This window comes from Ensifer sp. MJa1, from assembly GCF_037026475.1.
GTDB lineage: Bacteria > Pseudomonadota > Alphaproteobacteria > Rhizobiales > Rhizobiaceae > Ensifer.
On record NZ_JAKUMO010000025.1, the window covers coordinates 1 to 22452 of the forward strand.

General features: G+C 62.5%; 18 protein-coding genes and 1 pseudogene. 10 read left to right on the forward strand and 9 right to left on the reverse strand.

The window, feature by feature from the left end; translation table 11 throughout:
- Positions 1–90: 90 nt before the first annotated feature.
- From MKZ91_RS26050 to MKZ91_RS26065, 4 genes are read right to left on the reverse strand one after another with little or no spacing between them, the layout of a single operon-like run.
- Positions 91–681, reverse strand: coding sequence for a glutathione S-transferase (locus tag MKZ91_RS26050; protein WP_336173941.1), 591 nt, complete (start codon positions 679–681; stop codon positions 91–93).
- A 16-nt stretch (positions 682–697) separates the two neighbouring features.
- Positions 698–1417, reverse strand: coding sequence for a ribonuclease T2 family protein (locus MKZ91_RS26055; RefSeq protein ID WP_336173942.1), 720 nt, complete (start codon positions 1415–1417; stop codon positions 698–700).
- 2 nt (positions 1418–1419) lie between these two features.
- On the reverse strand, positions 1420–1860 hold the full coding sequence (locus tag MKZ91_RS26060) for a hypothetical protein (RefSeq protein ID WP_336173943.1): 441 nt from the start codon (positions 1858–1860) through the stop codon (positions 1420–1422).
- A 51-nt stretch (positions 1861–1911) separates the two neighbouring features.
- Positions 1912–2781 (reverse strand): 23S rRNA (adenine(2030)-N(6))-methyltransferase RlmJ, encoded by an 870-nt coding sequence (locus MKZ91_RS26065; protein ID WP_336173944.1) that lies wholly within the window; start codon positions 2779–2781, stop codon positions 1912–1914.
- Between the two features lie 69 nt (positions 2782–2850).
- On the opposite strand from MKZ91_RS26065, the gene MKZ91_RS26070 reads away from it, so the two are divergent.
- The 5 genes and pseudogenes from MKZ91_RS26070 (at position 2851) to MKZ91_RS26090 (ending at position 10649) form a co-directional block, all read left to right on the forward strand.
- Positions 2851–4986, forward strand: coding sequence for a molybdopterin-containing oxidoreductase family protein (locus tag MKZ91_RS26070; protein ID WP_336173945.1), 2136 nt, complete (start codon positions 2851–2853; stop codon positions 4984–4986).
- A gap of 30 nt (positions 4987–5016) precedes the next feature.
- A complete protein-coding gene (locus MKZ91_RS26075; protein ID WP_336173946.1) occupies positions 5017–5910 on the forward strand; it encodes a cation diffusion facilitator family transporter in 894 nt (297 codons plus the stop codon).
- A 45-nt stretch (positions 5911–5955) separates the two neighbouring features.
- Positions 5956–6554: pseudogene (locus MKZ91_RS26080) on the forward strand (NUDIX domain-containing protein).
- Positions 6555–6657: 103 nt separating this feature from the next.
- Positions 6658–9267, forward strand: coding sequence for a bifunctional lysylphosphatidylglycerol flippase/synthetase MprF (gene mprF / locus MKZ91_RS26085; protein ID WP_336173947.1), 2610 nt, complete (start codon positions 6658–6660; stop codon positions 9265–9267).
- Positions 9264–10649, forward strand: coding sequence for a virulence factor family protein (locus MKZ91_RS26090; RefSeq protein ID WP_336173948.1), 1386 nt, complete (start codon positions 9264–9266; stop codon positions 10647–10649). The genes mprF and MKZ91_RS26090 overlap by 4 nt, the downstream gene beginning before the upstream one ends.
- Before the next feature lie 46 nt (positions 10650–10695).
- On the opposite strand, the gene purN is transcribed toward MKZ91_RS26090, so the two are convergent.
- Together purN and purM are read right to left on the reverse strand one after the other, a co-directional pair.
- On the reverse strand, positions 10696–11361 hold the full coding sequence (purN, locus tag MKZ91_RS26095) for a phosphoribosylglycinamide formyltransferase (RefSeq protein WP_336174019.1): 666 nt from the start codon (positions 11359–11361) through the stop codon (positions 10696–10698).
- On the reverse strand, positions 11361–12431 hold the full coding sequence (gene purM, locus MKZ91_RS26100; RefSeq protein ID WP_336173949.1) for a phosphoribosylformylglycinamidine cyclo-ligase: 1071 nt from the start codon (positions 12429–12431) through the stop codon (positions 11361–11363). The genes purN and purM overlap by 1 nt, the downstream gene beginning before the upstream one ends.
- A gap of 364 nt (positions 12432–12795) precedes the next feature.
- Here purM and MKZ91_RS26105 point away from each other — a divergent pair, with 364 nt between their 5' ends.
- The 4 genes from MKZ91_RS26105 (at position 12796) to ppx (ending at position 18419) form a co-directional block, all read left to right on the forward strand.
- Positions 12796–13917, forward strand: a complete 1122-nt coding sequence (locus MKZ91_RS26105) for an AI-2E family transporter (RefSeq protein WP_336173950.1) — start codon at positions 12796–12798, stop codon at positions 13915–13917.
- Positions 13918–13943: 26 nt separating this feature from the next.
- Positions 13944–14633, forward strand: coding sequence for a DnaA regulatory inactivator HdaA (hdaA, locus tag MKZ91_RS26110; protein ID WP_336173951.1), 690 nt, complete (start codon positions 13944–13946; stop codon positions 14631–14633).
- 64 nt (positions 14634–14697) lie between these two features.
- A complete protein-coding gene (locus tag MKZ91_RS26115) occupies positions 14698–16884 on the forward strand; it encodes an RNA degradosome polyphosphate kinase (protein WP_336173952.1) in 2187 nt (728 codons plus the stop codon).
- Between the two features lie 11 nt (positions 16885–16895).
- Positions 16896–18419, forward strand: a complete 1524-nt coding sequence (ppx, locus tag MKZ91_RS26120; RefSeq protein ID WP_336173953.1) for an exopolyphosphatase — start codon at positions 16896–16898, stop codon at positions 18417–18419.
- A 78-nt stretch (positions 18420–18497) separates the two neighbouring features.
- On the opposite strand, the gene MKZ91_RS26125 is transcribed toward ppx, so the two are convergent.
- Both MKZ91_RS26125 and MKZ91_RS26130 read right to left on the reverse strand, forming a co-directional pair.
- Positions 18498–19856 (reverse strand): esterase-like activity of phytase family protein, encoded by a 1359-nt coding sequence (locus MKZ91_RS26125; protein ID WP_336173954.1) that lies wholly within the window; start codon positions 19854–19856, stop codon positions 18498–18500.
- A 105-nt stretch (positions 19857–19961) separates the two neighbouring features.
- Positions 19962–20858, reverse strand: a complete 897-nt coding sequence (locus tag MKZ91_RS26130) for an AraC family transcriptional regulator (RefSeq protein WP_336173955.1) — start codon at positions 20856–20858, stop codon at positions 19962–19964.
- Here MKZ91_RS26130 and MKZ91_RS26135 point away from each other — a divergent pair.
- Positions 20857–21264, forward strand: coding sequence for a DUF2000 family protein (locus tag MKZ91_RS26135; RefSeq protein WP_336173956.1), 408 nt, complete (start codon positions 20857–20859; stop codon positions 21262–21264). The two genes, MKZ91_RS26130 and MKZ91_RS26135, sit on opposite strands and share 2 nt — an antisense overlap.
- Positions 21265–21270: 6 nt before the next feature.
- Here the strand turns inward: MKZ91_RS26135 and MKZ91_RS26140 are convergent, their stop codons facing one another.
- The gene (locus MKZ91_RS26140) at positions 21271–22323 is read right to left on the reverse strand and encodes an adenylate/guanylate cyclase domain-containing protein (protein WP_336173957.1); all 1053 of its coding nucleotides are present in this window, start codon (positions 22321–22323) and stop codon (positions 21271–21273) included.
- Positions 22324–22452 lie beyond the last annotated feature (129 nt).

The following is a 22452-nucleotide window of genomic DNA, read 5'->3' on the forward strand; positions in this document are numbered from 1 at the left end:
GGCCCACTGAATCACAAACCCCCAGCTCTCGCCAGGGGTTTGTCAGCAGTCTGAAGGCCGGGGTGACCCGGCCTTTTTCATGCCTGCTTCTCAGGCTTTGAACTTGGAATAGGCGGGGAAGTGCTTTTCGAACTTCGCCGGCCAGTTCTTCAGCTTGGCGCGGCCCTTCTGCCATTCGCCGGCGAAGCGCAATTCGATGTACCGCAACATGGCAGCCAGCGCGAAGTGCCCCGCATGGAGCTTGCCGCCGGTCTTCGGCAGGTTGGCGTTCAGGTGGTCGAGGCTGCGCTCGACTTTCTCCCATTGCCTGTCGATCCAGGGCTGGTGCACCTTTTCCGGCGGATGCGATCGCTTCTCGTAGACGATCGCCAGCAGGCTGTCGCAGACGCCGTCGCAGAGGGCTTCGAGAAGCTCGACATCGGTGCGCTTGCCGGCATTCTTCGGATAGAGTTTGCCCTTGGTTTCCCGGTCGATGAAATGCATGATCGTGCGGCTGTCGTAGAGCGCCCGGCCATCGCCGAGGATCAGCGTCGGGATCTTGCCGAGCGGATTGTTGTCGATCAGTTCCGCGGGGTTGGCGCTGGTGTCGGTCAGGACGCTTTCGGCTGAATACCCGGCATAATGCGCCGCCATCCGAACCTTGTTCGAATAGGGCGAGGCGGGCGAGTACAGTATCTTCATCGAATGTCTTTCTTGCTCAGGGCGCAGGGGGAAGCGAAATGCTGTCTTTCCGGCACGCCTGGCGAGCGACCGCCGGGCAGGCGCGGAAGTTCAGTGATTTGTCGAAGCAGATCCGGATTTCCTCGAGCCGGTTGCCTTCGCAGGTAACGGCCAAACCATCCTTCGTCATGCCCGGGTTCTTGCCGACGAGCGCATTTTCGATGCCGGCGACGGACAGGTGGGCTTGCTGGCGGGCAGGGGAGAGCTCTGACGGCAACGCGAGCCGGCTCCAGGCGGCGCGCGTGACGGCGAAGTAGTCCTCCTGGCTTAGGCCGGAGCAGGTGCCGTGCTTGCGCCATTGGTGTCCGATCAGCCCCATGGATGGGATCAGGTCAAGATACTGCCGGCCGAGCGCCGACGGCACGCGATCGGACTGTCGCGTCGGGCAGAAATCCGGATAACCCTTCTCGTTCTGCGGCCAGAGGCCGTGCACGATCAGCCCGCGGTTGCCGCCGACCTCGCATTGGCTGGATTTGCCGTTCGGATCATTGTCGCCGCACCAGGTCGGCGACCAGGACAGCGACAGGACATAGAAATCGAAACCATTGCCGATCGGAACGGCAACGCTCGCTTTCGTCGTCTCGCTTGCTGCTGCTGCGGGCGTTTTCTTTTCAGAGTTCTGATCGCTGCAGCCGACCAAGCCCACTGCAACGAAAAGCGCCGGCAAAAGCCGGCGCCAAGTCCGGAGTGAGCTCATGATTACTGAAGCGATGCGCAGTGGGCGCCGTAGATATACCACGGGTCAAGGCCACCGACGCAGAACTCGATGCTGCGACCGACACCGGCGAAGCCCCATGGGCGCTCAATGACGTAGAAAAGCGAGCGCTGATAGCCGTCCGTCATCACAGCCGTCGCGCGGCAATACTCGCGCTCGACGAGATGGGTCTCGTCGCGAAGCTCTTGCCGGCTTTGCCCCGTGTTGCGGATCTCGGCGATCGAGAGATTGGCGTGCAGGTAGTTTGCATCGCGGTATTCGAAGCGCGAGGTGATGAAGCCGAGCACCGAGGCTTCGCTGCAACCCCCCGCATCGTAGGATCGTGCTTGACCGCTGCCGATGTAGTCGGCCGCCGATGCGCCGGGCGCCACGGTCCCGGCAAGGGATAGCGAGATGAGAAGCGTTGCTGCGAGCGTGCGAGTCATGAACGTCCCCCTGTGTCGTTCCGCAAGATTGCGGTCTGCGCAGGCCGTCCGTCAAGCCCCTCCGCTTGCCCGTTCTTCACCACGTAGCCAGAAGCAGCGTGCAGAGGCGAAACGGTCCTGCGCCAGCCGACCTTTTAGGAACGGCAACAGCACGTCGAGTTCGCCCTTCAGCGTGAACGGCGGATTGACGATGATGAGGCCGGTGCCGGAAAGGCCGGTGGTTTCTCGGTCGCTTCTGACAGACAGTTCGGCGCAGAGCATCTTCGGAATATCGAGCGCCTTCAGCGCCTCGTGGAACGCCTTGATCGGCGCGCCCTGCTTCAGCGGATACCACAGGCAATAGACGCCGCCGGCAAAGCGCCGGTGGGCGCGTGCGAGCCCGTCGACGAGCCGTTCGTACTCGCCTTCCTTCTCGAAGGGTGGGTCGACGAGGACCAGACCGCGCTTTTCCTTCGGCGGCAGATGGGCGCCGAGTGCCAGCCAACCGTCGAGTTCGGTGATCCGGCTCTGGAAGTCGCCGTCGAACAGCCGGTGCAGGGTCTCATAGTCGTCCGGGTGCAGCTCCATCGCCGACAGCCGGTCCTGCGGGCGAAAGAGCATACGGGCAAGCTTCGGCGAACCGGGGTAGAGCGTCAGTTCCGAACCGGGGTTGAGCGTGCGGATCGACGAGAGATATGGCGCGAGAATCGCGGCAATTTCCGGCGGCAGGTTGCCGTCAAGCAGCCGACCGATGCCGTCCCGCCATTCGCCGGTCTTTTGTGCCTCTTCGCTCGATAGATCGTAGAGCCCTATGCCGGCGTGGGTGTCGAGCACGCGAAACGCTTTCTCCTTCTGCTGGAGATAGGTGACGAGCCGCGCCAGCACCGCGTGCTTGAGCACGTCGGCAAAATTGCCCGCATGGTAGATGTGCCGATAGTTCATGAGCGCCGCCGATGGCCGTGATCAATTGTTGCGATGGGTGCGTGATTGGCTCTTTGAGCCGCTATGCCGATGCCATATAGAAAAGCCATGAACGTTTCGACCCCCATCAGAACAGAAAAATCGATCGGCCATTCCGTCTGTCCGCACGACTGTCCCTCCGCCTGTGCGCTGGAGGTGGACCTCACCGCCAAGGGGCGGATCGGCCGCGTGCGTGGTGCTGCCGGCAACAGCTACACCGCTGGCGTAATCTGCGCCAAGGTGGCGCGCTATTCCGAACGCATCTACCACCCGGGCCGTCTCATGGTGCCCCAGTGCCGAAAGGGCGCCAAGGGCGATGGCAACTGGCAGGAGGTAAGCTGGGAAGCGGCACTGGACGAGATCGCCGATCAATTCGTCCGCGCTGAGCAGAAGCACGGCGCCGAGGCAATCTGGCCTTACTTCTATGCGGGCACCATGGGCCAGGTGCAGCGCGATTCCATCGAGCGCCTGCGTCACGCCAAGCGCTATTCCGGCTTCTTCGGCTCGATCTGCACCAACATGGCCTGGACCGGCTTTACCATGGCGACCGGGGCACTGCGCGGCCCTGATCCACGCGAGATGGCGAGGGCCGATTGCGTGGTGATCTGGGGAACGAACGCGGTCGCAACCCAGGTCAACGTCATGACCCATGCGGTCAAGGCCCGCAAGGAGCGCGGCGCCAGGATCGTTGTCATCGACATCTACGACAACCCGACCGTCAAGCAGGCGGATATGGGGCTCGTCTTGAAGCCCGGCACCGATGCGGCGCTGGCCTGCGCCGTGATGCACATCGCGTTTCGCGACGGCTACGCCGACCGGGCCTATATGGCCGAGTTCGCCGATGATCCGGCCGGGCTCGAGGCCCATCTCCAGTCACGTGGACCCGAATGGGCCTCGGCCATCACCGGCCTTTCGGTCGAGGAGATCGAGGCTTTCGCCAAGCTCGTCGGCACAACGCCGAAAACCTATTTCCGCCTCGGCTACGGCTTCACCCGTCAGCGCAACGGTTCGGTCGCTATCCATGCGGCTGCTTCCGTCGCGACGGTTCTCGGCTCCTGGAAGCACGAAGGCGGTGGTGCGTTCCACTCCAACAATGACATCTTCAAGCTCGACAAGCGCGAGCTCATCGGCTCGGCCTTCCACGATCCCGATGTGCGCATGCTCGACCAGTCGCAGATCGGCCGCGTGCTGACCGGCGACGCCGAGGCGCTGCGACACCGTGGGCCCGTCACGGCGATGCTGATCCAGAACACCAACCCGGTGAACGTCGCGCCGGAACAGCGGCTGGTGACGCGCGGCTTCCTGCGCGACGATCTGTTCGTTGCGGTGCACGAGCAGTTCATGACGGACACCGCCGCCCTTGCCGATATCGTTCTTCCGGCGACGATGTTCCTCGAGCATGACGACCTCTATCGCGGCGGCGGGCATCAACACATCCTGATCGGCCCGAAGGTGGTGGAGCCGCCGTCGACCGTGCGCACCAACCTCTTCGTCATTGAGGAACTGGCCAAGCGCCTCGGTGTTGCCGACCAAGGCGGCTTCGGCCTGACGGAGCGTGAGCATATCGACCGGCTGCTTGCCAATTACGGTATCGGCTATGAGGAGATGACGCGCGAGAAATGGCTGGACTGTCAGCCAGGCTTCGAGGAAGCGCATTATCTTAGGGGATTCGGCCATCCGGATGGCAAATTCCGATTCAAGGCGGACTGGACGGGAACGCCGGCGCCGAACCGGCCGCCGCGGTCCATGGGCATCCAGGGTCCGCACCTGGCGCTGCCGGAGTATCCCGACCATGTCGATCTGATCGAGGTCGCCGACGCCGAGCATCCGTTCCGGCTCGCGACTTCACCGGCCCGGTCGTTCCTCAATTCGACCTTCGCCGAGACGCCGTCCTCGATCCAGAAGGAAGTGCGCCCGGAAGTGATGATCCATGCCGAGGACGCCGAGGCGCTCGGCATCGCCGACGGCGATATCGTCCAGCTCGGCAACGATCGCGGCGAGGTGCGTCTGCATGCCAGGATCGGCGGCGGAGCGCGCCGCGGCGTGGTGATTGCCGAGGGGCTCTGGCCGAATGGCGCACATCTCGACGGCGAGGGGATCAACGTGCTCACCGGTGCCGACGCCGTTGCACCCTATGGCGGCGCTGCCTTCCACGACAACAGGGTCTGGGTACGTCCGGCCGCCTAGTCATGTCTTAGACCGCAACCGGGAATCATGATGAGCGGCGACCACCATCACGCGGATGTCAGCAGCACACCGGTTTCCCGTCTCTGGGCTTCGCTGGGTCTCACCGGCGGCTTCATGCTGGCGGAAGTCGTCGGCGGTATCCTGACCGGAAGCCTGGCGCTGATCTCCGATGCCATGCACATGCTGACCGACACGGCAGCCCTGGCGATTGCGCTCGTCGCCATTCATGTCGGCCGCCGCCCGTCCGACCTGTTGCGCACCTACGGCTACGCCCGATTCGAGATCCTGGCCGCCGCCTTCAATGCGTTGCTGCTACTCGCTGTCGCTTTCTACATCCTCTATGAAGCCTGGCAACGCCTGTTCGAGCCGCAGCAGATCCAATCGGGCGGCATGCTGGCGATTGCGGTCATCGGGCTCCTCGTCAATCTCGCCTCGATGCGGCTCCTCACCAGCCACAAGGACGAGAGCCTCAACGTCAAGGGCGCCTATCTCGAGGTCTGGTCGGACATGCTCGGCTCGCTTGCGGTCATTGTCGGCGCGGTGATCATTTGGCTGACGGGCTGGCAATGGGTGGATTCGCTGCTCGCCGTCGGCATCGGCTTCATGGTTTTCCCGCGGACCTGGGTGCTTCTCAAGGAGTGCGTCAACATCCTGCTCGAGGGCGTACCACCTGGCATGCGGCTCTCGGACGTTCATGCGGCAATCACGGCCGTGCCAGGTGTTGCATCCGTGCACGATCTTCACCTCTGGGCCATTACCCAGAACCAGCTGTCTCTGACCGCCCATGCGGTTCTCGCCGATGGCGCCGACGGTGAAACCGTGCGGCGGGCGATCGAGGATCGGCTGCGCAAAGAGTTTGATCTTCATCACACGACATTGCAGATCGAGCGCGAAGACCGCGCTCTGTCGGAGCACATCCATTGACGACGGCGCAGCCGCATTTCCGGCTCCAGCACTGAAGGACCTCGCATGAGCACACATCACGACCCGCGCGTCAGGATTGTCGGCCGACGCACGCTGTGGGACGGATTCATTCATCTGGAGGAAGTCACCCTCGAACAGGACATGACGAACGGCGAGACCGCGACCCTGAAGCGCGAGGTGCATGACCACGGCAGCGCCGCGACGATCCTGCTCGTCGATCCCAGGCGCCAGAGCGTGGTGCTCGTTCGACAATTGCGCGTTCCCGTGTTGCTGCAGGGTGACCCGGCCGCCTACATGATCGAAGCGGTTGCCGGCCTGCTCGACGATGATACGCCGGAGGTTGCCATCTGCCGCGAGGCGATGGAAGAGACCGGCTATCATGTGGAAGGCGCGGTCCACCTTTTCGACGCCTATATGAGCCCGGGTGCGCTCACCGAGCGAACCAGCTTTTTCGTCGGCCGTATCGACGTGACCGAGAAGCGCGGGGACGGTGGCGGGCTGGCGCATGGGGCGAGGACATCGAGGTGCTGGAGATTCCGCTCGACCGAGCCTTCGCGATGATCGCCACTGGCGAAATCTGTGACGCAAAGACGATCATGCTTTTGCAATGGGCAAAGCTCAACCGCGCCGATCTTGTTGCCTAACAGATTGTTTTGTAAGCAGATAATACATTACGGATATTTCACTTTCTGATTGTTATCGGGTAAGCTAAAGCGCTGATGTCCTCATCAATGACATGGGCGAACCATGACATCCTCCCTTCCGGAAAGCGCAATCGACGACGAGCAACAGGCGGAGGGGGGCTGGATCTCTTTCCTGCGACGTAATCGTCGCTCCCTCTCGGCCGCCGGTACGCTGCTGGTGATCGCTCTCTTTGGCTTTGCGATCTTTCACCTGACGTCAGAAGTGCAATATGACGAAGTCGTGCAGGCGCTGGCCGACACAAGCTGGGCCTCGGTTGCGGCCGCCGTGTTCTTCACCGCCCTAAGCTTCCTGGCGTTGACCTTCTACGACGTCGGCGCACTCGACTATGTCAGGCGAAAGCTGCCCTACGCCGACGTGGCGCTGACGGCTGCGTGCGCCTATGCGGTCGGCAACACCGCGGGCTTCGGTGCATTGAGCGGCGGCGCGATCCGCTATCGGTCCTACTCCCGTCTCGGCATCGAGCCGGAAAATATCGCCCGGATCATCGCCTTCGTTACGCTCGCCTTCGGTCTCGGGCTGTTGACGGTGACCTGCCTCAGCCTGCTTGCCGTTGGCGAATACGTGGCGCCGATGACGGGCCTTGATCCGTTGTCGCTGCGCCTCATCGCTCTCGCGATCCTCGGTGGCCTGCTCGCAGTTTTCCTCCTGGCGCGCGATGGCCGCGAAGTGAGCCTCGGGCGCCTGACATTGCGTTTGCCGGATTCGCGTACCGCCTCGCGCCAGTTCCTGGTGACCGCGCTCGATCTCGCAGCTTCTGCCACGGTGCTCTATGTGCTCCTGCCCGCGGGCGCGATCGGCTGGCCAGCGTTCCTCGCGGTCTATTCGCTCGCCGTCGGCGTCGGTGTTCTCAGCCACGTTCCAGCTGGGCTCGGCGTTTTCGAGACCATCATCATCGCCACCCTCGGTCACAACGCCGACGTCGATACGATCCTGGGCGCACTCGTCCTTTACCGCGTGATCTATCACGTGCTGCCGCTGTTGATTGCGATCGCCGTCGTGATCGGCATTGAGCTGCGGCAACTGTCCGGCCATCCGGTCGCCTCGAGTGTGCGGCGTATCGGCGGCCGGATGACGCCGCTACTGCTTGCCACGCTCGGTATCGTGCTTGCGATCATGCTCGTGCTTTCGAGCGTGACGCCGACCCCGGACGAAAACCTTGCCTTCCTCGAAAGCCTGCTGCCCCTGCCGATCGTCGAAGGCGCGCACTTCCTGGCAAGCCTGCTCGGCCTGGCGCTGGTGGTCGTCTCGCGCGGCTTGGCGCAGCGCCTGGACGGCGCCTGGTGGGCATCGATCGTCATTGCGGTCGCAGCCCTGCTGCTGTCGCTGATCAAGGCGATCGCGGTGGTCGAGGCAAGCTTGCTGGCTTTCTTCCTCTTCGGCCTCATCGTCAGCCGTCGCCTGTTTGTGCGCCCGGCCTCACTCTTCGGCCAGGCGTTGACGGTGCCGTGGTTGACGGCACTCGGCGTCATCTGCCTCGGTGCGCTGGTTGTGCTTCTCTTCGTCTACCGCGATGTCGAATACAGCCACGAACTCTGGTGGCAGTTCGAGTTCTCCGCCGAAGCACCGCGCGGGCTTCGAGCCCTTCTCGGGGTGACGATCGGGGCGAGCCTGCTTGCCATCTGGAGCCTGATGCGCCCGGCGACGGGTGCTGCCGAACCTGCCTCCGACGACGCGATGGGACGGGCGCTGGCGATCGTCGAGGCGCAGGGCATGTCCGACGCCAATCTTGTGCGGATGGGTGACAAGAGCATCCTGTTCTCCGCCGATGGTCGCGCCTTCATCATGTATGGCCAGCGCGCCCGGTCCTGGATCGCGCTTTTCGATCCTGTCGGCCCAATTGATGCGTGGCCGGAACTGATCTGGCAGTTCATCGAGAAGGCGCGTGCCGCGGGTTGTCGGGCGGTGTTCTATCAGGTCTCGCCCGAGGGCCTTGCCTATTATGCCGATGCCGGCCTGCGGGCCTTCAGGCTCGGCGAACTGGCGCGTGTCGACCTCGCCCGCTTTGAAATGAAGGGTGGGAAATGGGCGAACCTGCGCCAGCAGGTGAGCCGCGCCCAGCGCGACGGGCTCGAATTTCGCGTCGTTCCGCCCCAAGGCGTCCGCGACATCATGGGCGACCTGACCGCGGTGTCCGACGCCTGGCTCGCACATCACAACGCAAAGGAAAAGGGCTTCTCGCTCGGTGCCTTTGATCCCGACTACCTGGCCGAACAGCCGGTGGCGATCCTTACCTACGATGGGCGCACGGTCGCCTTTGCCAACATCCTGGTAACGGCGACGAAGGAGGAGGGGACGGTCGATCTGATGCGTTTTTCGCCGGATGCGCCGAAGGGGGCCATGGATTTTCTCTTTGCCCAGGTGATGGAATACCTGAAGGCTGAGGGCTATCGCGCCTTCAACCTCGGCATGGCACCGCTTTCGGGCATGTCGACGCGGCAGATCGCCCCGGTCTGGGATCGCGCCGGACGCACCTTCTTCGAGCACGGAGAACGTTTCTACAATTTCAAAGGACTTCGTGCGTTCAAGTCGAAATTTCATCCACAATGGCAACCGCGCTATCTTGTCGCCAGCGGCGGCATCAATCCGATCCTCGCTCTGATGGATGCGACATTCCTGATCGGTGGCGGTCTCAAGGGAGTGGTGAGGAAATGACTGGTTTTGCAACCCGCTGGAAACGGCTCGCCTTTGCGACCCTGTTTCTATCCGCCGCGGCTTTTCCCGCTGCGGCTGAAGACGCTGCGAAGACGCACGACACCGGGATGATCCCGTCGCCGCATATCCTGCTGCCAAAGGAAAAGCCGGCCTCGCTGGTGGTGCTTCTTTCGGATGCCGGCGGTTGGACGGACAAGGAGCAGGCGATTGCGGAGACCCTGTCGGCTGCCAAGTCTGTTGTCATCGGGATCGATCTCAAGGCCTATCTCGCGTCGCTCGCCAAGGACGATGGCGATTGCATCTACATGGTCTCGGATATCGAATCGCTCAGCCAGCAGATCCAGCGCATGGTCGGCACGGACGCCTATCAGCTGCCAGTTGTCGCGGGTGTCGGTGCCGGCGGCGCAATGGCATTGGCAATTGCCGCCCAAACCCCGCCTGCCACCATCGGCCAGACGCTGGCGATCGATCCGGAAGAGGGGATCACCCTTGGCAAGCAACTTTGCACGCCGGCTGAAAAGGTAAAAAAGGGCGACCGGATGGTCTATGGCCTGACCGATGGTGCCTTGCCGGACCCGGTCTCCGTCGTATTTTCGCAGGCCGCATCGTCGGACGGGCGGGCCCATGTCGCAGCGCTCGTCGCGAAACATCCAGATATCGCCCAGGAAGACAGCGACGACGATGCTTATACGGCGCTGTCCGACCATCTTGCCGATCTGATCGAGAATGAGAGCGATGCCGGAAACCCGTTCGGGTTGCCCTTGACGATCCTTGAGGCTAAGCCGACCCGCGACACCATGGCGGTGATCTATTCGGGGGACGGCGGCTGGCGCGACATCGACAAGGAGGTCGGCGACGTGCTGCAGCGAGAGGGCGTTCCGGTCGTCGGCTTCGATTCCCTGCATTACTTCTGGTCGGAGCGCGATCCGCAGGCAACGGCCGACGATCTGGCCAAGGTGATGAGCTATTACCGAAAGCACTGGAACGTCCGCAACGTGCTTTTGATCGGTTACTCTTTCGGTGCCGACATCTTGCCGCGCACCTTCAACCTGCTGCCGGCAGGCGAGCGGGCGCATGTGCGCCAGGTCACGCTGATGGCGCTGTCGCATATGGTCGACTACAAGGTTTCCGTGCTCGGCTGGCTTGGGGCGGACGGCGATGGCAAGGGCGGCGACCCGCTCAACGACATCAAGCGCATCGACCCGGCACTCGTGCAATGCATATACGGCACCGACGAAGAGGATGATGCCTGCCCCAAACTCAAGGGCACAGGCGTCGACGTCATTGCCATAGAAGGTGGTCACCACTTCGACGAGGACTATCCGGCTCTGACGCGGAGGGTGCTCGATGCGCTCGACCGGCGGCTGGCGTCGGCGAAGTAAGCGGCTGCATCATCTGGCCTTTCCAATGTCTAAGGCCGGCAAAGGATCAGGCAGCGGGCGAAATCAGCGTCGCAGTTGTTTCGCCGGCGTTGTTGACGACGGCGCGGCCAGCTTCCATGCGCACCTTGCCTTCCGCCATCAGCCTCAGCGCCATCGGATAGGTGCGGTGCTCGACAGTCAGCACGCGAGCCGCAAGGCTGTCGGCCGTGTCGCCGGGCACGACCGGAACGACCGCCTGGGCGACGATCGGACCTTCGTCCATGCCTTCGGTAACGAAATGCACGGTGCAGCCGGCGACCTTCATGCCGGCGTCGATCGCGCGCTGGTGGGTGTGCAGACCCGGGAAGAGCGGCAGCAGCGACGGATGAATGTTGAGGATCCGTCCCTCGTGGCGCTGGATGAAGGCTGCCGAAAGCAGGCGCATGTAACCGGCCAGGCAGATGATGTCGGGCGACAGGCGGTCAAGCTCGGCGAGGATTGCCGCCTCGTGGGCGTCCTTGCTGTCGAAATCCGTACGCAGGAAGCTGCGCGTGGGGATACCCAGTGCGGCTGCCTTGGCGAGGCCGCCGGCATCCGCCTTGTCGGCGATGACGGCAACGATTTCGGCCGGGAAACCCGGCTCGGCCGCCGCCTTCGCAAGCGCCAGCATGTTCGAGCCGCCGCCCGAAATGAAGACGACGACCCGTTTCCTGGCGCTCGAGACCTCAGTCATCATAGGGCGAGGGTGCCCTTGTAGATCGTGCCAGCGGCACCGTCTTCGCGCGCGACCATCCGACCGAGCGAAAACACTGTCTCGCCTTCTGCCGTCAGCACGGCGGAAACCTCGGCAGCCTTGTCGGCCGGAACGACGACGATCATGCCGACGCCGCAGTTGAACGTGCGCAGCATCTCGTTTGCGGCAACGCCACCGGTCTGGGCAAGCCACGAGAACACTTTTGGCGCCTTGATCGCGTCAAGGTCGATCTCGGCTGCCAGGTGCTTCGGCAGCACGCGCGGAATGTTCTCCGGGAAGCCACCGCCGGTGATATGGGCGAGCGCCTTGATTGCGCCGGTTTCGCGGATCGCCTTCAGGAGCGGTTTTACGTAGATGCGCGTCGGCGTCATCAGCAGGTCGGCGAGCGTGCCTTCGCCGAACGGGGCAGGGGCATCCCAGGCAAGGCCCGAGAGCGCGACGATCTTGCGCACCAGCGAATAGCCATTGGAGTGCACGCCGGAGGAGGCGAGGCCGAGGATGACGTCGCCTTCGGTGATGTCTCCGGCCGGCAGCAACTGCCCGCGCTCGGCTGCACCAACGGCAAAACCTGCGAGGTCGTAGTCACCGCCCGAATACATGCCCGGCATTTCGGCCGTTTCGCCGCCGATCAGCGCGCAACCGGATTCACGGCAGCCAGCGGCAATGCCGGCGACAATCGCGGCACCCTGGTCCGGGTCGAGCTTTCCGGTCGCGAAATAGTCGAGGAAGAACAGCGGCTCGGCGCCCTGGACCACGAGATCGTTGACGCACATGGCGACGAGGTCGATGCCGACGGTGTCGTGCTTGTTGGCGTCGATCGCGATCTTCAGCTTGGTGCCGACGCCATCATTGGCGGCAACCAGAACCGGGTCGCTGAAGCCTGCAGCCTTCAGATCGAAAAGGCCGCCAAAACCGCCGATCTCGCCGTCGGCACCAGGCCGCCGGGTGGAGCGCACATGCGGCTTGATCTTCTCGACCATGAGGTTGCCGGCGTCGATATCCACGCCTGCGTCGCTATAGGTGAGGCCGTTCTTTCCCGACTGGCTCATGCTCGTTCTCCAAGGCTCGTCGTGCGACAGGTATTTTGCGGATGCGATTGGCACGGGAGCCAAGGGAGTGCAAGCCGAGAGGTCTCGTTGAAGGCGTTTTTTCAACATTTTGCCCATATCCCACCGTGGAAGCTGGCCCGCCTTGTGCCAAACCACTCTGGCGCATGCCGTCAGGCTTGACCGGTGACCGCGCCGCCCCCTATCTCCTTGTTATGCGTGAAAGGCGTGAGCAGGGCTTAGAAGCGGTCGAGGAAACGCATTTGCGGCCTTTCGCCAGCATCTCGCCCGCGCTTGTGAAAAAACGATCACGTTAATAGGTTCAGGTCGATCCAACCAGAACTCATCGCGATCTAAAGGGAGTGTCATGGATACGAAGGTCAGCGGTTCCGGATTGCAGCGCCAGATTGTCTTCTGGCTGCTGGTGCTTGCCGCCTTCATTGCCTTCCTCATGGTCTTCAGCTCGATCCTGTTGCCGTTCCTCGCCGGCATGGCGCTCGCCTATTTCCTCGATCCGGTCGCCGACCGGCTTGAGCGCCTGGGCCTGAGCCGGCTGATGGCGACGGTCGGTATCCTGGTTGGTTTCGTCGTGGTCTTCGTGCTGGCATTGATGGTGATCATACCGGTCATCGTCAGCCAGGCCTCCGATTTCATTGCCAACATCCCCGGTTATGCTGCCAAGCTGCAGGTGCTGGTCAACGAGGCACAGACGCGGCTCATCCCCGACTGGCTGGCAAGCCAGATGCCGTCGATCAAGCAGAGTTCTGGAAAGCTCCTGGAGCAGGCCGCTGCCTTCGTCGGCACGCTCTTCCAGCAGATCTGGAACTCCGGCGTGGCGCTGCTCGATGTCATCTCGCTTCTGGTCGTCACCCCGGTCGTTGCCTTCTACCTGCTGCTTGACTGGGACCGCATGGTCGACAAGGTCGACAGCTGGGTTCCGCGTGACTACGTCTCCGATGTGCGCCAGATTGCCCGCGACATGAACACGACGATTGCCGGCTTCGTGCGCGGCCAGGGTTCGCTGTGCGTCATTCTCGGCCTCTATTACGGCATCGGCCTGTCGCTGGTCGGCCTCAATTTCGGTCTGCTGATCGGCCTTTTTGCCGGCATGATCAGCTTCATTCCCTATGTCGGATCCCTGGTTGGCCTCGTGCTGGCGGTCGGTGTGGCTCTGGTCCAGTTCTGGCCGGACTACCTCTGGATCGGCCTCGTGCTCGCCGTCTTCTTCACCGGCCAGTTCATGGAGGGCAACATCCTCCAGCCAAAGCTGGTGGGCAAAAGCGTCGGGCTGCATCCCGTCTGGCTGATGTTTGCGCTGCTTGCCTTCGGTGCGCTCTTCGGCTTCGTCGGTCTGCTGGTGGCGGTGCCGGCGGCGGCAGCCATTGGCGTGCTTGTCCGCTTCGGTATACAGCGGTACCTTGATAGCGATCTCTATCATGGGCACGGCAAGGCTGCGGACAAGAAGGCCAAGAGCGACAAGGCCGCCTGATTTCCGACGATTGTCCCGAGTACAGCATGACAAAACGCCCATTCGAACAATTGCCTCTGGCCTTTGAGCATGACCCCGCGACGGGCCGTGACGATCTTCTCGTGTCTGATCGGCTGAGCGCGGCTATCGCGATCGTCGACCATTGGCCCGACTGGCCGTCGCCGGTCGTCATCATCGCCGGGCCGGTTGGCTCCGGCAAATCGCATCTCGCCAGTATCTGGAAGGAGCGGGCAGGGGCCGAGGCGATACACCCGCTTGCCGGCTCCGATGCAGCCCTGATTGCGGCGCAGCGCCCGGTGCTTTTCGAGGATGCCGACCGCAGTGGCTTTGATGACACCACGCTCTTCCACGTGATCAACAGCGTGCGCCAGCATGGTACCGGTCTGTTGATGACCACGCGGCTGTGGCCGATGTCCTGGCCGGCCAAGCTTCCCGACCTTCGCTCACGCCTGAAGGCGGCGACCGTCGTCGAGATCGGCGAGCCGGACGACGAACTGTTGACGCAGGTGCTGATCAAGCTCTTTGCCGACCGCCAGCTCTTCGTCGATGAGCGGCTCGTCGGCTATATTGTCCAGCGCATGGAACGGTCGCTCGAGGCGGCGCAGACGATCGTTGAGCGCATCGACCGCCTGGCGCTCTCGCGTGGCACGAAACTGACCCGCGCGCTTGCGTCAGAAGTTCTCGAAGAGCTTGGAAATCAGCGGCGGTCCGATTGACTGTCACAGAACCGTCGTCAAACTGGGATAGCCGGTGCAGCCGGAGCAATAGGATTTGATCAGCATGGACAACGCGATATCTGCGGTGAATGAAAATCAGGCGTCGGCAGAAGATGTCGATCTGCTGACCAGCCCGCAGCGCTTCATCAATCGCGAATTCTCCTGGCTGCAATTCAATCGCCGTGTGCTTGAGGAAACGCTGAACACTGCGCACCCGCTTTTGGAGCGCGTCCGCTTCCTGTCGATCTCGGCCGCCAACCTCGACGAGTTCTTCATGGTGCGCGTCGCCGGCCTCGAAGGACAGGTGCGTCAGGGCCTCTCCATGCGCTCGCCCGACGGCAAGACGCCGGTCGAGCAACTCGAGGACATCCTGAAGGAAATCGACAACCTGCAGATGGAGCAGCAGGCCTCGCTGGCCGTGCTGCAGCAGTATCTCGCCAAGGAAGATATCCTGATCGTGCGCCCGGCGTCGCTGTCGGCGCAGGACAGGAGCTGGCTTGCCAACGAGTTCGACCAGTCGATCTTCCCGGTGCTGACGCCACTGTCGATCGACCCGGCTCACCCGTTCCCGTTCATCCCGAACCTCGGCTTCTCGATGGGCCTGCAGCTCGTCAGCAAGACCGGGCGCGAGCCGATGACGGCACTTCTGCGCCTGCCGGTCGCGCTTGACCGCTTCATCCGGCTGCCAGACGTCAAGAACGTCATCCGCTACATCACGCTGGAAGACATGGTCAGCCAGTTCATCGATCGGCTGTTCCCCGGCTACGAAGTCAGGGGTTCCGGTACCTTCCGCATCATCCGCGACAGCGATATTGAAGTGGAGGAAGAAGCCGAAGACCTGGTGCGCTTCTTCGAAACCGCTCTGAAACGCCGCCGCCGCGGTTCGGTGATCCGCATCGAGACCGATTCGGAGATGCCGGCGTCGCTGCGCCAGTTCGTCGTACAGGAACTTGGTGTGCCGGAAAACCGCATTGCGGTTCTCCCCGGCCTCTTGGCCCTCAACACGCTCTCGGAAATCACCAAGGCGCCGCGCGACGACCTGCGGTTCGACCCCTACAATCCGCGCTTTCCCGAGCGCGTGCGCGAACATGCCGGTGACTGCCTGGCGGCGATCCGCGAGAAGGACATGGTGGTTCACCACCCCTACGAATCCTTCGACGTCGTGGTGCAGTTCCTGCTGCAGGCGGCGCGCGATCCGGATGTGGTCGCCATCAAGCAGACGCTCTACCGTACCTCGAACGACAGCCCGATCGTGCGTGCGCTGATCGATGCGGCCGAGGCCGGCAAGTCGGTGACGGCGCTGGTCGAGCTCAAGGCCCGCTTCGACGAAGAGGCCAACATCCGCTGGGCGCGCGACCTCGAACGCGCTGGCGTGCAGGTGGTCTTCGGCTTCATCGAATTGAAGACCCACGCCAAGATGTCGATGGTGGTCCGGCGCGAGGAAGGTAAGCTCCGAACTTACTGCCACCTTGGCACCGGCAACTACCACCCGGTGACGGCGAAGATCTACACCGACCTGTCGTTCTTCACCTGCAACCCTGTCATCGCCCATGACATGGCCAACATCTTCAACTTCATCACCGGCTATGGCGAGCCGGAGGCGGGCATGAAGCTGGCGGTCTCGCCGCACACGCTGCGTCCGCGTATCTTGAAGCATGTCGAGGAGGAAATCGAGCACGCCAAGGCCGGACGGCCGGCAGCGATCTGGATGAAGATGAACTCGCTCGTCGACCCGGACATCATCGACTCGCTCTACAAGGCGAGCCGCGCCGGTGTCGAGATCGATCTCGTGGTGCGTGGCATCTGCTGCCTGCGTCCGCAGGTCCCGGGGCTCTCGGACAACATCCGTGTCAAGTCCATCGTCGGCCGTTTCCTTGAACATTCCCGCATATTCTGCTTCGGTAACGGACATGGGCTTCCATCGGAAAATGCCCTTGTCTATATCGGCTCGGCGGATATTATGCCGCGCAATCTGGACCGGCGGGTCGAGACGCTCGTGCCTCTCATCAACCGGACCGTACACGAACAGGTTCTGTCGCAGATCATGCTGGGCAATCTCATCGACAACCAGCAGAGCTACGAAATTCTTCCGGATGGCACCTCTCGCCGGATGGAAGTCGGCAAGGATGCCGAGCCTTTCAATGCGCAGCACTACTTCATGACCAATCCCAGCCTCTCCGGCCGGGGTGAGGCCCTGAAGTCCAGTGCACCGAAGCTCATTGCCGGCTGGAAGAGCGGCTGGCGCAAATAAACTGGAATTGCATGGTCGAGTCTGAAGCGCAGGGGCGTCTGCCCGGCATCCGCCCCGTTTCCGTTATCGATATCGGTTCGAACTCCATTCGTCTTGTCGTCTATGAAGGCCTGAACCGCTCGCCGGCCATGCTGTTCAACGAAAAGGTGATGTGCGGTCTCGGCAAGGGCATCGATGCCACCGGTCGCATGGACGAAGAGAGCGTCGAGCGGGCGCTGAAGGCGTTGCATCGCTTTCATGCGCTCTCTCAGCAGGCGCGTGCGACGCAAGTCTATGTACTTGCGACTGCCGCCGCTCGCGAGGCGAGCAACGGTCCCGCCTTCATCGCGAAGGCAGAAGCGATCCTCGGCCACAAGGTCCGCATCCTAACGGGTGAGGAAGAAGCCTATTACTCCGCCATGGGCATCGTCAGCGGCTATTACGATCCCGATGGCGTCGTCGGCGACCTTGGCGGTGGCTCTCTTGAACTCGTCGAGGTCAAGGGAACGAAGATCGGCACCGGCATCACCTTGCCGCTCGGTGGTATCCGCCTGTTCGAGCACAGCAATGGTTCGCTGACCAAGGCGCGCGCCTGGGTGCGAAAGTTCATGAAGAGCTCTCCGGTGCTGAAGACCGGGGCGGGTCGCACCTTCTACGCTGTCGGCGGTACATGGCGATCGATCGCCAAACTGCACATGGAAATCCGCGATTATCCGCTGCACATGATGCAGGGTTACGAGATCTCCTACGACGAGGCGATGGCGCTATTGCCCGAGGTGATCGAGCCGAAGAACATCAAGCCTTCGGCCTATCAGACGATCTCGAAGAGCCGCCGCAGCCTGCTGCCCTTCGGGGCGATCGCGATGCAGGAGGCGCTGTCGATCATGAAGCCGGAGCGGATTTCGTTCTCGGCACTTGGCGTGCGCGAAGGCTACCTGTTCTCGCTGCTCAACGATCATGAGCGCGCCCAGGATCCGTTGCTGGCTGCGGCAAACGAAATCGCCATCCTGCGCGCCCGCTCGCCGGAGCATGCGCGCGAGCTTGCCGACTGGACCGGGCGGATGGTGCCGTTCTTCGGTATCGAGGAAACCGAGGAGGAAAGCCGCTACCGGCAGGCCGCATGCCTGCTCGCCGATATCAGCTGGCGCGCCCACCCCGACTATCGTGGCCTGCAGGCGCTGAACATCATCGCCCACTCGACCTTCTCGGGTATCACCCATGCGGGCCGCGCCTATATCGCACTTGCCAACTATTATCGTTTCGAGGGGCTGAACGACGACGGCGCTACCGGGGCGCTTACCGGAATCACCACGCCGCGCCTGCTGGAGTTGGCAAAGCTGCTCGGCGGCCTTTTGCGCGTGGCCTATCTCTTCTCGGCTTCAATGCCCGGCGTCGCGCGGAACCTGACCTTCCGCAAATCGTCCCAGCTGGATGTGGACCTGGAGATCGTGGTGCCCGCGGCCTATTCCGAGTTTGAAGGCGAGCGGCTCGACGGCCGGCTGCAGCAACTCGGAAAGCTCACCGGAAAGAAGCTCGCCTTCCACTTCGAAAGCTGATGGCGAGAGTACCCGGATCAACCGGGACCGGATCAACAGAAGAGGGCGCGCGAAGGTCGGTTCGCGCGCCCTTTTTGATTATTCAGCCTTCAGGAAGTCGCCGACTTCGAGCAGCACGAATTCATTGTCGTCAGCCTTGTCGAGCGAACGGCCGGCCGAGAACGGCAGGTTGTTGTCGTTGCCGACGATGATGTGGGTCTCATCGACGCGGTCGACATTCTCGATTGTGACGAAGGGCATGTCGTAGAAACCTTCGCCGCCACCCTGGCGCTTCTTGTTCTCGGGGTCTGCGATCTTCAGCAGATCGATATAGCCGATCTTGCGCACGGCCTTGCCGACATTGCTGTCGTCAAAGGCGATCTTGTAGATGCGCTTGACCTTGGATCCGGTGGCAAAGCAGTCCGGCTTCGGGTCCTTCGGATCGGCGCAGGCCTTGTCGACGGTTCCGGCACCGTTGTCACGCTCGATCACCAGCGCTGTCTTGTCGTCGAGCATGTTGAAGTCACCAATCGCTTCGCCGCCTTCAGCAAGCGGATAGAGCCAGTTGCGGCCGGTCCAGGCCTTGGTTGTGACATCGAGCTCGATGATGCGCAGCGCCGGGCCGCCCTCGGCCTGCTCGACCGTTTCGCTATCGGTCCAGAGCGGGCCTTCGAGCAGGCCATAGAGCTTGCCGCCGTCCTTAGACAGCGCCATGCCCTCATAGCCGCCCGAGCGCTTCAGGTTGAAGGCGGGCGTCTTCTTCGACGGATCGGCCTGCAGCGTCAGCGTCGGGTTGTCGGGCGAAAGGACCGGCTTGCCGTCGACCGTCGTTAGGATCACGTCGGTCAGCTTGCCGTCGAGATCGAACTTGAGAATGTACGGGCCAAACTCTTCACCCACCCAGAAGCCGTCGGAAACCGGCTGGATCGATTCGACGTCGAAGTCAGCACCGGTGAGATAACGCTTGTCGGAACCTTCCATGACGATCGGGAAGGGGGCCTTCTCGTCCGGGTCGGTCAAAAACAGCGTCTTCAGCGCCTCGACCTTGCCGGCGTCCCAGTCCATCTTCACATGGTGCAGCATCAGCATGACGTCGGTGGAGTTGAGCTTGTTGCCGAAGCCGTTATCAGAAAGGCTCCAGAAGGTGCCGTCTTCCATCGCCTTGATGCCGGAGAAACCCTGCATCGGCTGGCCGTCAAACGGTAGCGAGAGGCCGGTCAGGCGCACACCGTCCTTGCCGGGGACCGTGCCGAGTGCTTCGGCGCGCTTGCGATCGGGAGTGGTGAACTTTCCCGAGGTTTTCAAGTGGTCAGGTGCGTCGGCAGGAGCCGCGACGATCGTGTTTGCCGACAGGATCGCGTGACCCTTCAGCGTTGCCGTGAAGGACTTTTCCTCGGCCGAGGCGGCCATTGTCATCAAAAGGGTCAGTGCCGCGGTGGCGAGAAGCGTTTTCGTCATGAAAGTCACCATGGGTTGGAGGCTAAAGACGGCAACCCGATAGGCGGCTTTGATGACGGTTGGGTGATGCTTGCTTTACAACCGGATGAAGCTTTGGTGACAGGCTCAGCCGGCGACTGCGAGGTTTGCCCAACGCCCGGGAGTGATGCCGTAGGCCCGCTTGAAGTGACGGGTAAAATGCGCCTGATCGGCAAAGCCGGTTTCAAGCGCGGCGCCCGCAAGGCTCTCACCTTTGGCGATCATTTGCCGCGCACGCTCCAGCCGCCGCATCAAGAGATAGCGGTGCGGGCTAGTGCCAAGCACCTTGCGGAATTGCCGCGCCAGCGTGAACCGGTCGAGCCCGCTGACTGCCTCCAGTTGAGGGGATCCGACCGGTCGCTCGAGATTGGCGCGGAGGTACTCGGTTGCCTGGAGGACGGCATGCTTATCCAACGTGCGGGCCTGGTGGCTGGCGACCCCGGCATGGCGACAAAGGCCCTCGGCGATCCTTGCGAGAATGTCGTCAAGCGCCAGGTCGTCGATGCTGTTGTCGAGGTCCATCACCGCCTCGCCGATCGCCTGCCTGAGAGCTTCGTCCCCCACGACCGGCGCAGCGACGAAGGGCAGGGAGCCGCCCGCAGTGTCGAGGGCGGCAAGCAGTCGCTCCGGCTGCAGATACATCATCCGGTAGCGCAAGCCGATATCTGTTCCCGCGCCGCCGTCGTGGACCTCGTCAGGATGGATGATGATGATGCTGCCGGGATTGCTGAACCGGCTTTCGCCCCGGTACTGGAACGTCTGGACGCCGCCAAGCGTCACGCCGATCGCATAGGTATCGTGACGGTGCGGCTCGAAGAACTTCCCATGCAGCCGCGCCTCAATGCGCTCGATGCCATCGATGGCCGGAGCGACGCGAATGCCGTCGCCGGGCGTGCCGCACAATCGTTCAAGATCGATGACGGCATCCTCCGATATTGCGTCTTCCGGCACGCCCTGCCGGGCTGAAATGGAGATGACCGACATGTTCGATACCAAGTTTGCGATCATATTGCGCGAAGACCTTGCCACCTGGCAGAAGCTGAACGTCACCGCCTTCCTCGCCACGGGAATTGCCGGGCAGAAGCCCGGCATCATCGGCGAAGATTATCGCGACGGTGCCGGCAACGTCTACAACGCCTTAAGTGTGCAGCCGATCATTGTGCTAGCCGCAGATGGGAAGACGCTGGGCAATATTCAACGGCGCGCGATCGAAAGGGACGTGCGAGCGTCGATCTATGTCGATGCCATGTTCGCCACCGGGCACGACAGCGCCAATCGTGCGGTCTTCGCCGAAACGCGTCCTGATGATGCGGCGGTCGCAGGGATAGCCATCCACGCCGACAAGAAGCTGGTCGACAAGATCACCAAGGGTGCGAAGTTGCATGGTTGAGGCGATCTATTCGGCCGGATTGGCGGCAAGCGCAGGCGTCGCGCCAGCCACCTTGAGAGCCAGGACCCCGAGCTTCTGGCCGCGCCCCTTGACGGCATGTTCGCCTAGGTCCTCGACCCGGACGTAGTGCGGCAGCCGCATCTTGCGGGCAAGGTCCGTAGAGACCAACACCTGGTGCCCAAGCGTCTTGCAGAAGCCTTCGAGCCGCGCCGTGGTGTTCACCGTGTCGCCGAAATAGGTGATCTTGTGCCGGTCCAGGCCGATTTCGGCGGCAACGATGGTCCCGCCGTGAAGGGCAGCGCGCAAGCGCGGTACCTCGCCGAACTCCTTCTGCCAGCGATGCGCGTCGGAATCGATGGTCTCCAATATGTCGAAGACGCAATGGATACAGGCGGCGTTTTTCGTGGCCCGGTCGAACGGCCAGGTAATCACGGCGGCATCGCCGACATAGTCGTCGATCGACCCGCGATAACGCAGAACCGGGTCGGCGATGGTCGAGAACAGCTTGCCGAGGTACTCCTGCATCCTGAGATCGCCGTTGCGCTCGGCATAGGATGTCGACCCGGCGAGATCGATGAACAGGAAGACGCGCTCTTCCTGGATCGGCTTGCGATAGCGCCCTGTGAGGAGGCTCAAGAACACGTCGCGCCCAAGAAGTTCACGCACCCTGAGGATAAAGACCAGCGAACCCGAGATCACCAGTGCATAGAGCAGTACGGTCTTGGAGGGCATCATCGCCTCCATCCAGTAATCCTCTCCGAAGGCGCCGCTTGTCTGCATGATCAGGCCGGCGGTCGCGTAGCCGACGTCGAGAAGCACAAAGTAGATCACCAACGAGGCGACGAAAAACATCGGTGTCGAGAAGGCGTGAATCCGTCGGTTGAGGCGTCGGAAAATGATGCGTCGCTCGAACGCAATGATCGGCGTGCACATGAACAGTGCATAGGTCGCACCGATCAGGGCGCCTGTGCCATAGGCAATCCAGGCATAGATGGCTCCGGCGGCGGCAACCACCAGCAGCAGGAGAAGTCCTTCGAAAGTGGAGAAACGCCAACGCATGCGGAGAACCCCGGTCACGGAAGAGGCGGGCGCGTGTTCCGATCGGCACGATTGCGCCCCGGCACCTCGACATCGTTCTCACCCCGTTTGCGACGATGGTGATTCCGAGCCGCCGGCCCTCAGCTAGAG

Excerpts from the sequence above, each read along its gene's own strand:
- purN (WP_336174019.1), bottom strand. The coding sequence starts at position 11,361 with ATGACTGAGGTCTCGAGCGCCAGGAAACGGGTCGTCGTCTTCATTTCG.
- MKZ91_RS26060 (WP_336173943.1), bottom strand. The coding sequence starts at position 1,860 with ATGACTCGCACGCTCGCAGCAACGCTTCTCATCTCGCTATCCCTTGCC.
- MKZ91_RS26055 (WP_336173942.1), bottom strand. The coding sequence starts at position 1,417 with ATGAGCTCACTCCGGACTTGGCGCCGGCTTTTGCCGGCGCTTTTCGTT.
- MKZ91_RS26130 (WP_336173955.1), bottom strand. The coding sequence starts at position 20,858 with ATGTCGGTCATCTCCATTTCAGCCCGGCAGGGCGTGCCGGAAGACGCA.
- ppx (WP_336173953.1), top strand. The coding sequence starts at position 16,896 with ATGGTCGAGTCTGAAGCGCAGGGGCGTCTGCCCGGCATCCGCCCCGTT.
- purM (WP_336173949.1), bottom strand. The coding sequence starts at position 12,431 with ATGAGCCAGTCGGGAAAGAACGGCCTCACCTATAGCGACGCAGGCGTG.
- MKZ91_RS26115 (WP_336173952.1), top strand. The coding sequence starts at position 14,698 with ATGGACAACGCGATATCTGCGGTGAATGAAAATCAGGCGTCGGCAGAA.
- mprF (WP_336173947.1), top strand. The coding sequence starts at position 6,658 with ATGACATCCTCCCTTCCGGAAAGCGCAATCGACGACGAGCAACAGGCG.
- MKZ91_RS26050 (WP_336173941.1), bottom strand. The coding sequence starts at position 681 with ATGAAGATACTGTACTCGCCCGCCTCGCCCTATTCGAACAAGGTTCGG.
- MKZ91_RS26065 (WP_336173944.1), bottom strand. The coding sequence starts at position 2,781 with ATGAACTATCGGCACATCTACCATGCGGGCAATTTTGCCGACGTGCTC.
- hdaA (WP_336173951.1), top strand. The coding sequence starts at position 13,944 with ATGACAAAACGCCCATTCGAACAATTGCCTCTGGCCTTTGAGCATGAC.
- MKZ91_RS26135 (WP_336173956.1), top strand. The coding sequence starts at position 20,857 with ATGTTCGATACCAAGTTTGCGATCATATTGCGCGAAGACCTTGCCACC.
- MKZ91_RS26070 (WP_336173945.1), top strand. The coding sequence starts at position 2,851 with ATGCCATATAGAAAAGCCATGAACGTTTCGACCCCCATCAGAACAGAA.
- MKZ91_RS26090 (WP_336173948.1), top strand. The coding sequence starts at position 9,264 with ATGACTGGTTTTGCAACCCGCTGGAAACGGCTCGCCTTTGCGACCCTG.
- MKZ91_RS26105 (WP_336173950.1), top strand. The coding sequence starts at position 12,796 with ATGGATACGAAGGTCAGCGGTTCCGGATTGCAGCGCCAGATTGTCTTC.
- MKZ91_RS26140 (WP_336173957.1), bottom strand. The coding sequence starts at position 22,323 with ATGCGTTGGCGTTTCTCCACTTTCGAAGGACTTCTCCTGCTGCTGGTG.
- MKZ91_RS26125 (WP_336173954.1), bottom strand. The coding sequence starts at position 19,856 with ATGACGAAAACGCTTCTCGCCACCGCGGCACTGACCCTTTTGATGACA.
- MKZ91_RS26075 (WP_336173946.1), top strand. The coding sequence starts at position 5,017 with ATGAGCGGCGACCACCATCACGCGGATGTCAGCAGCACACCGGTTTCC.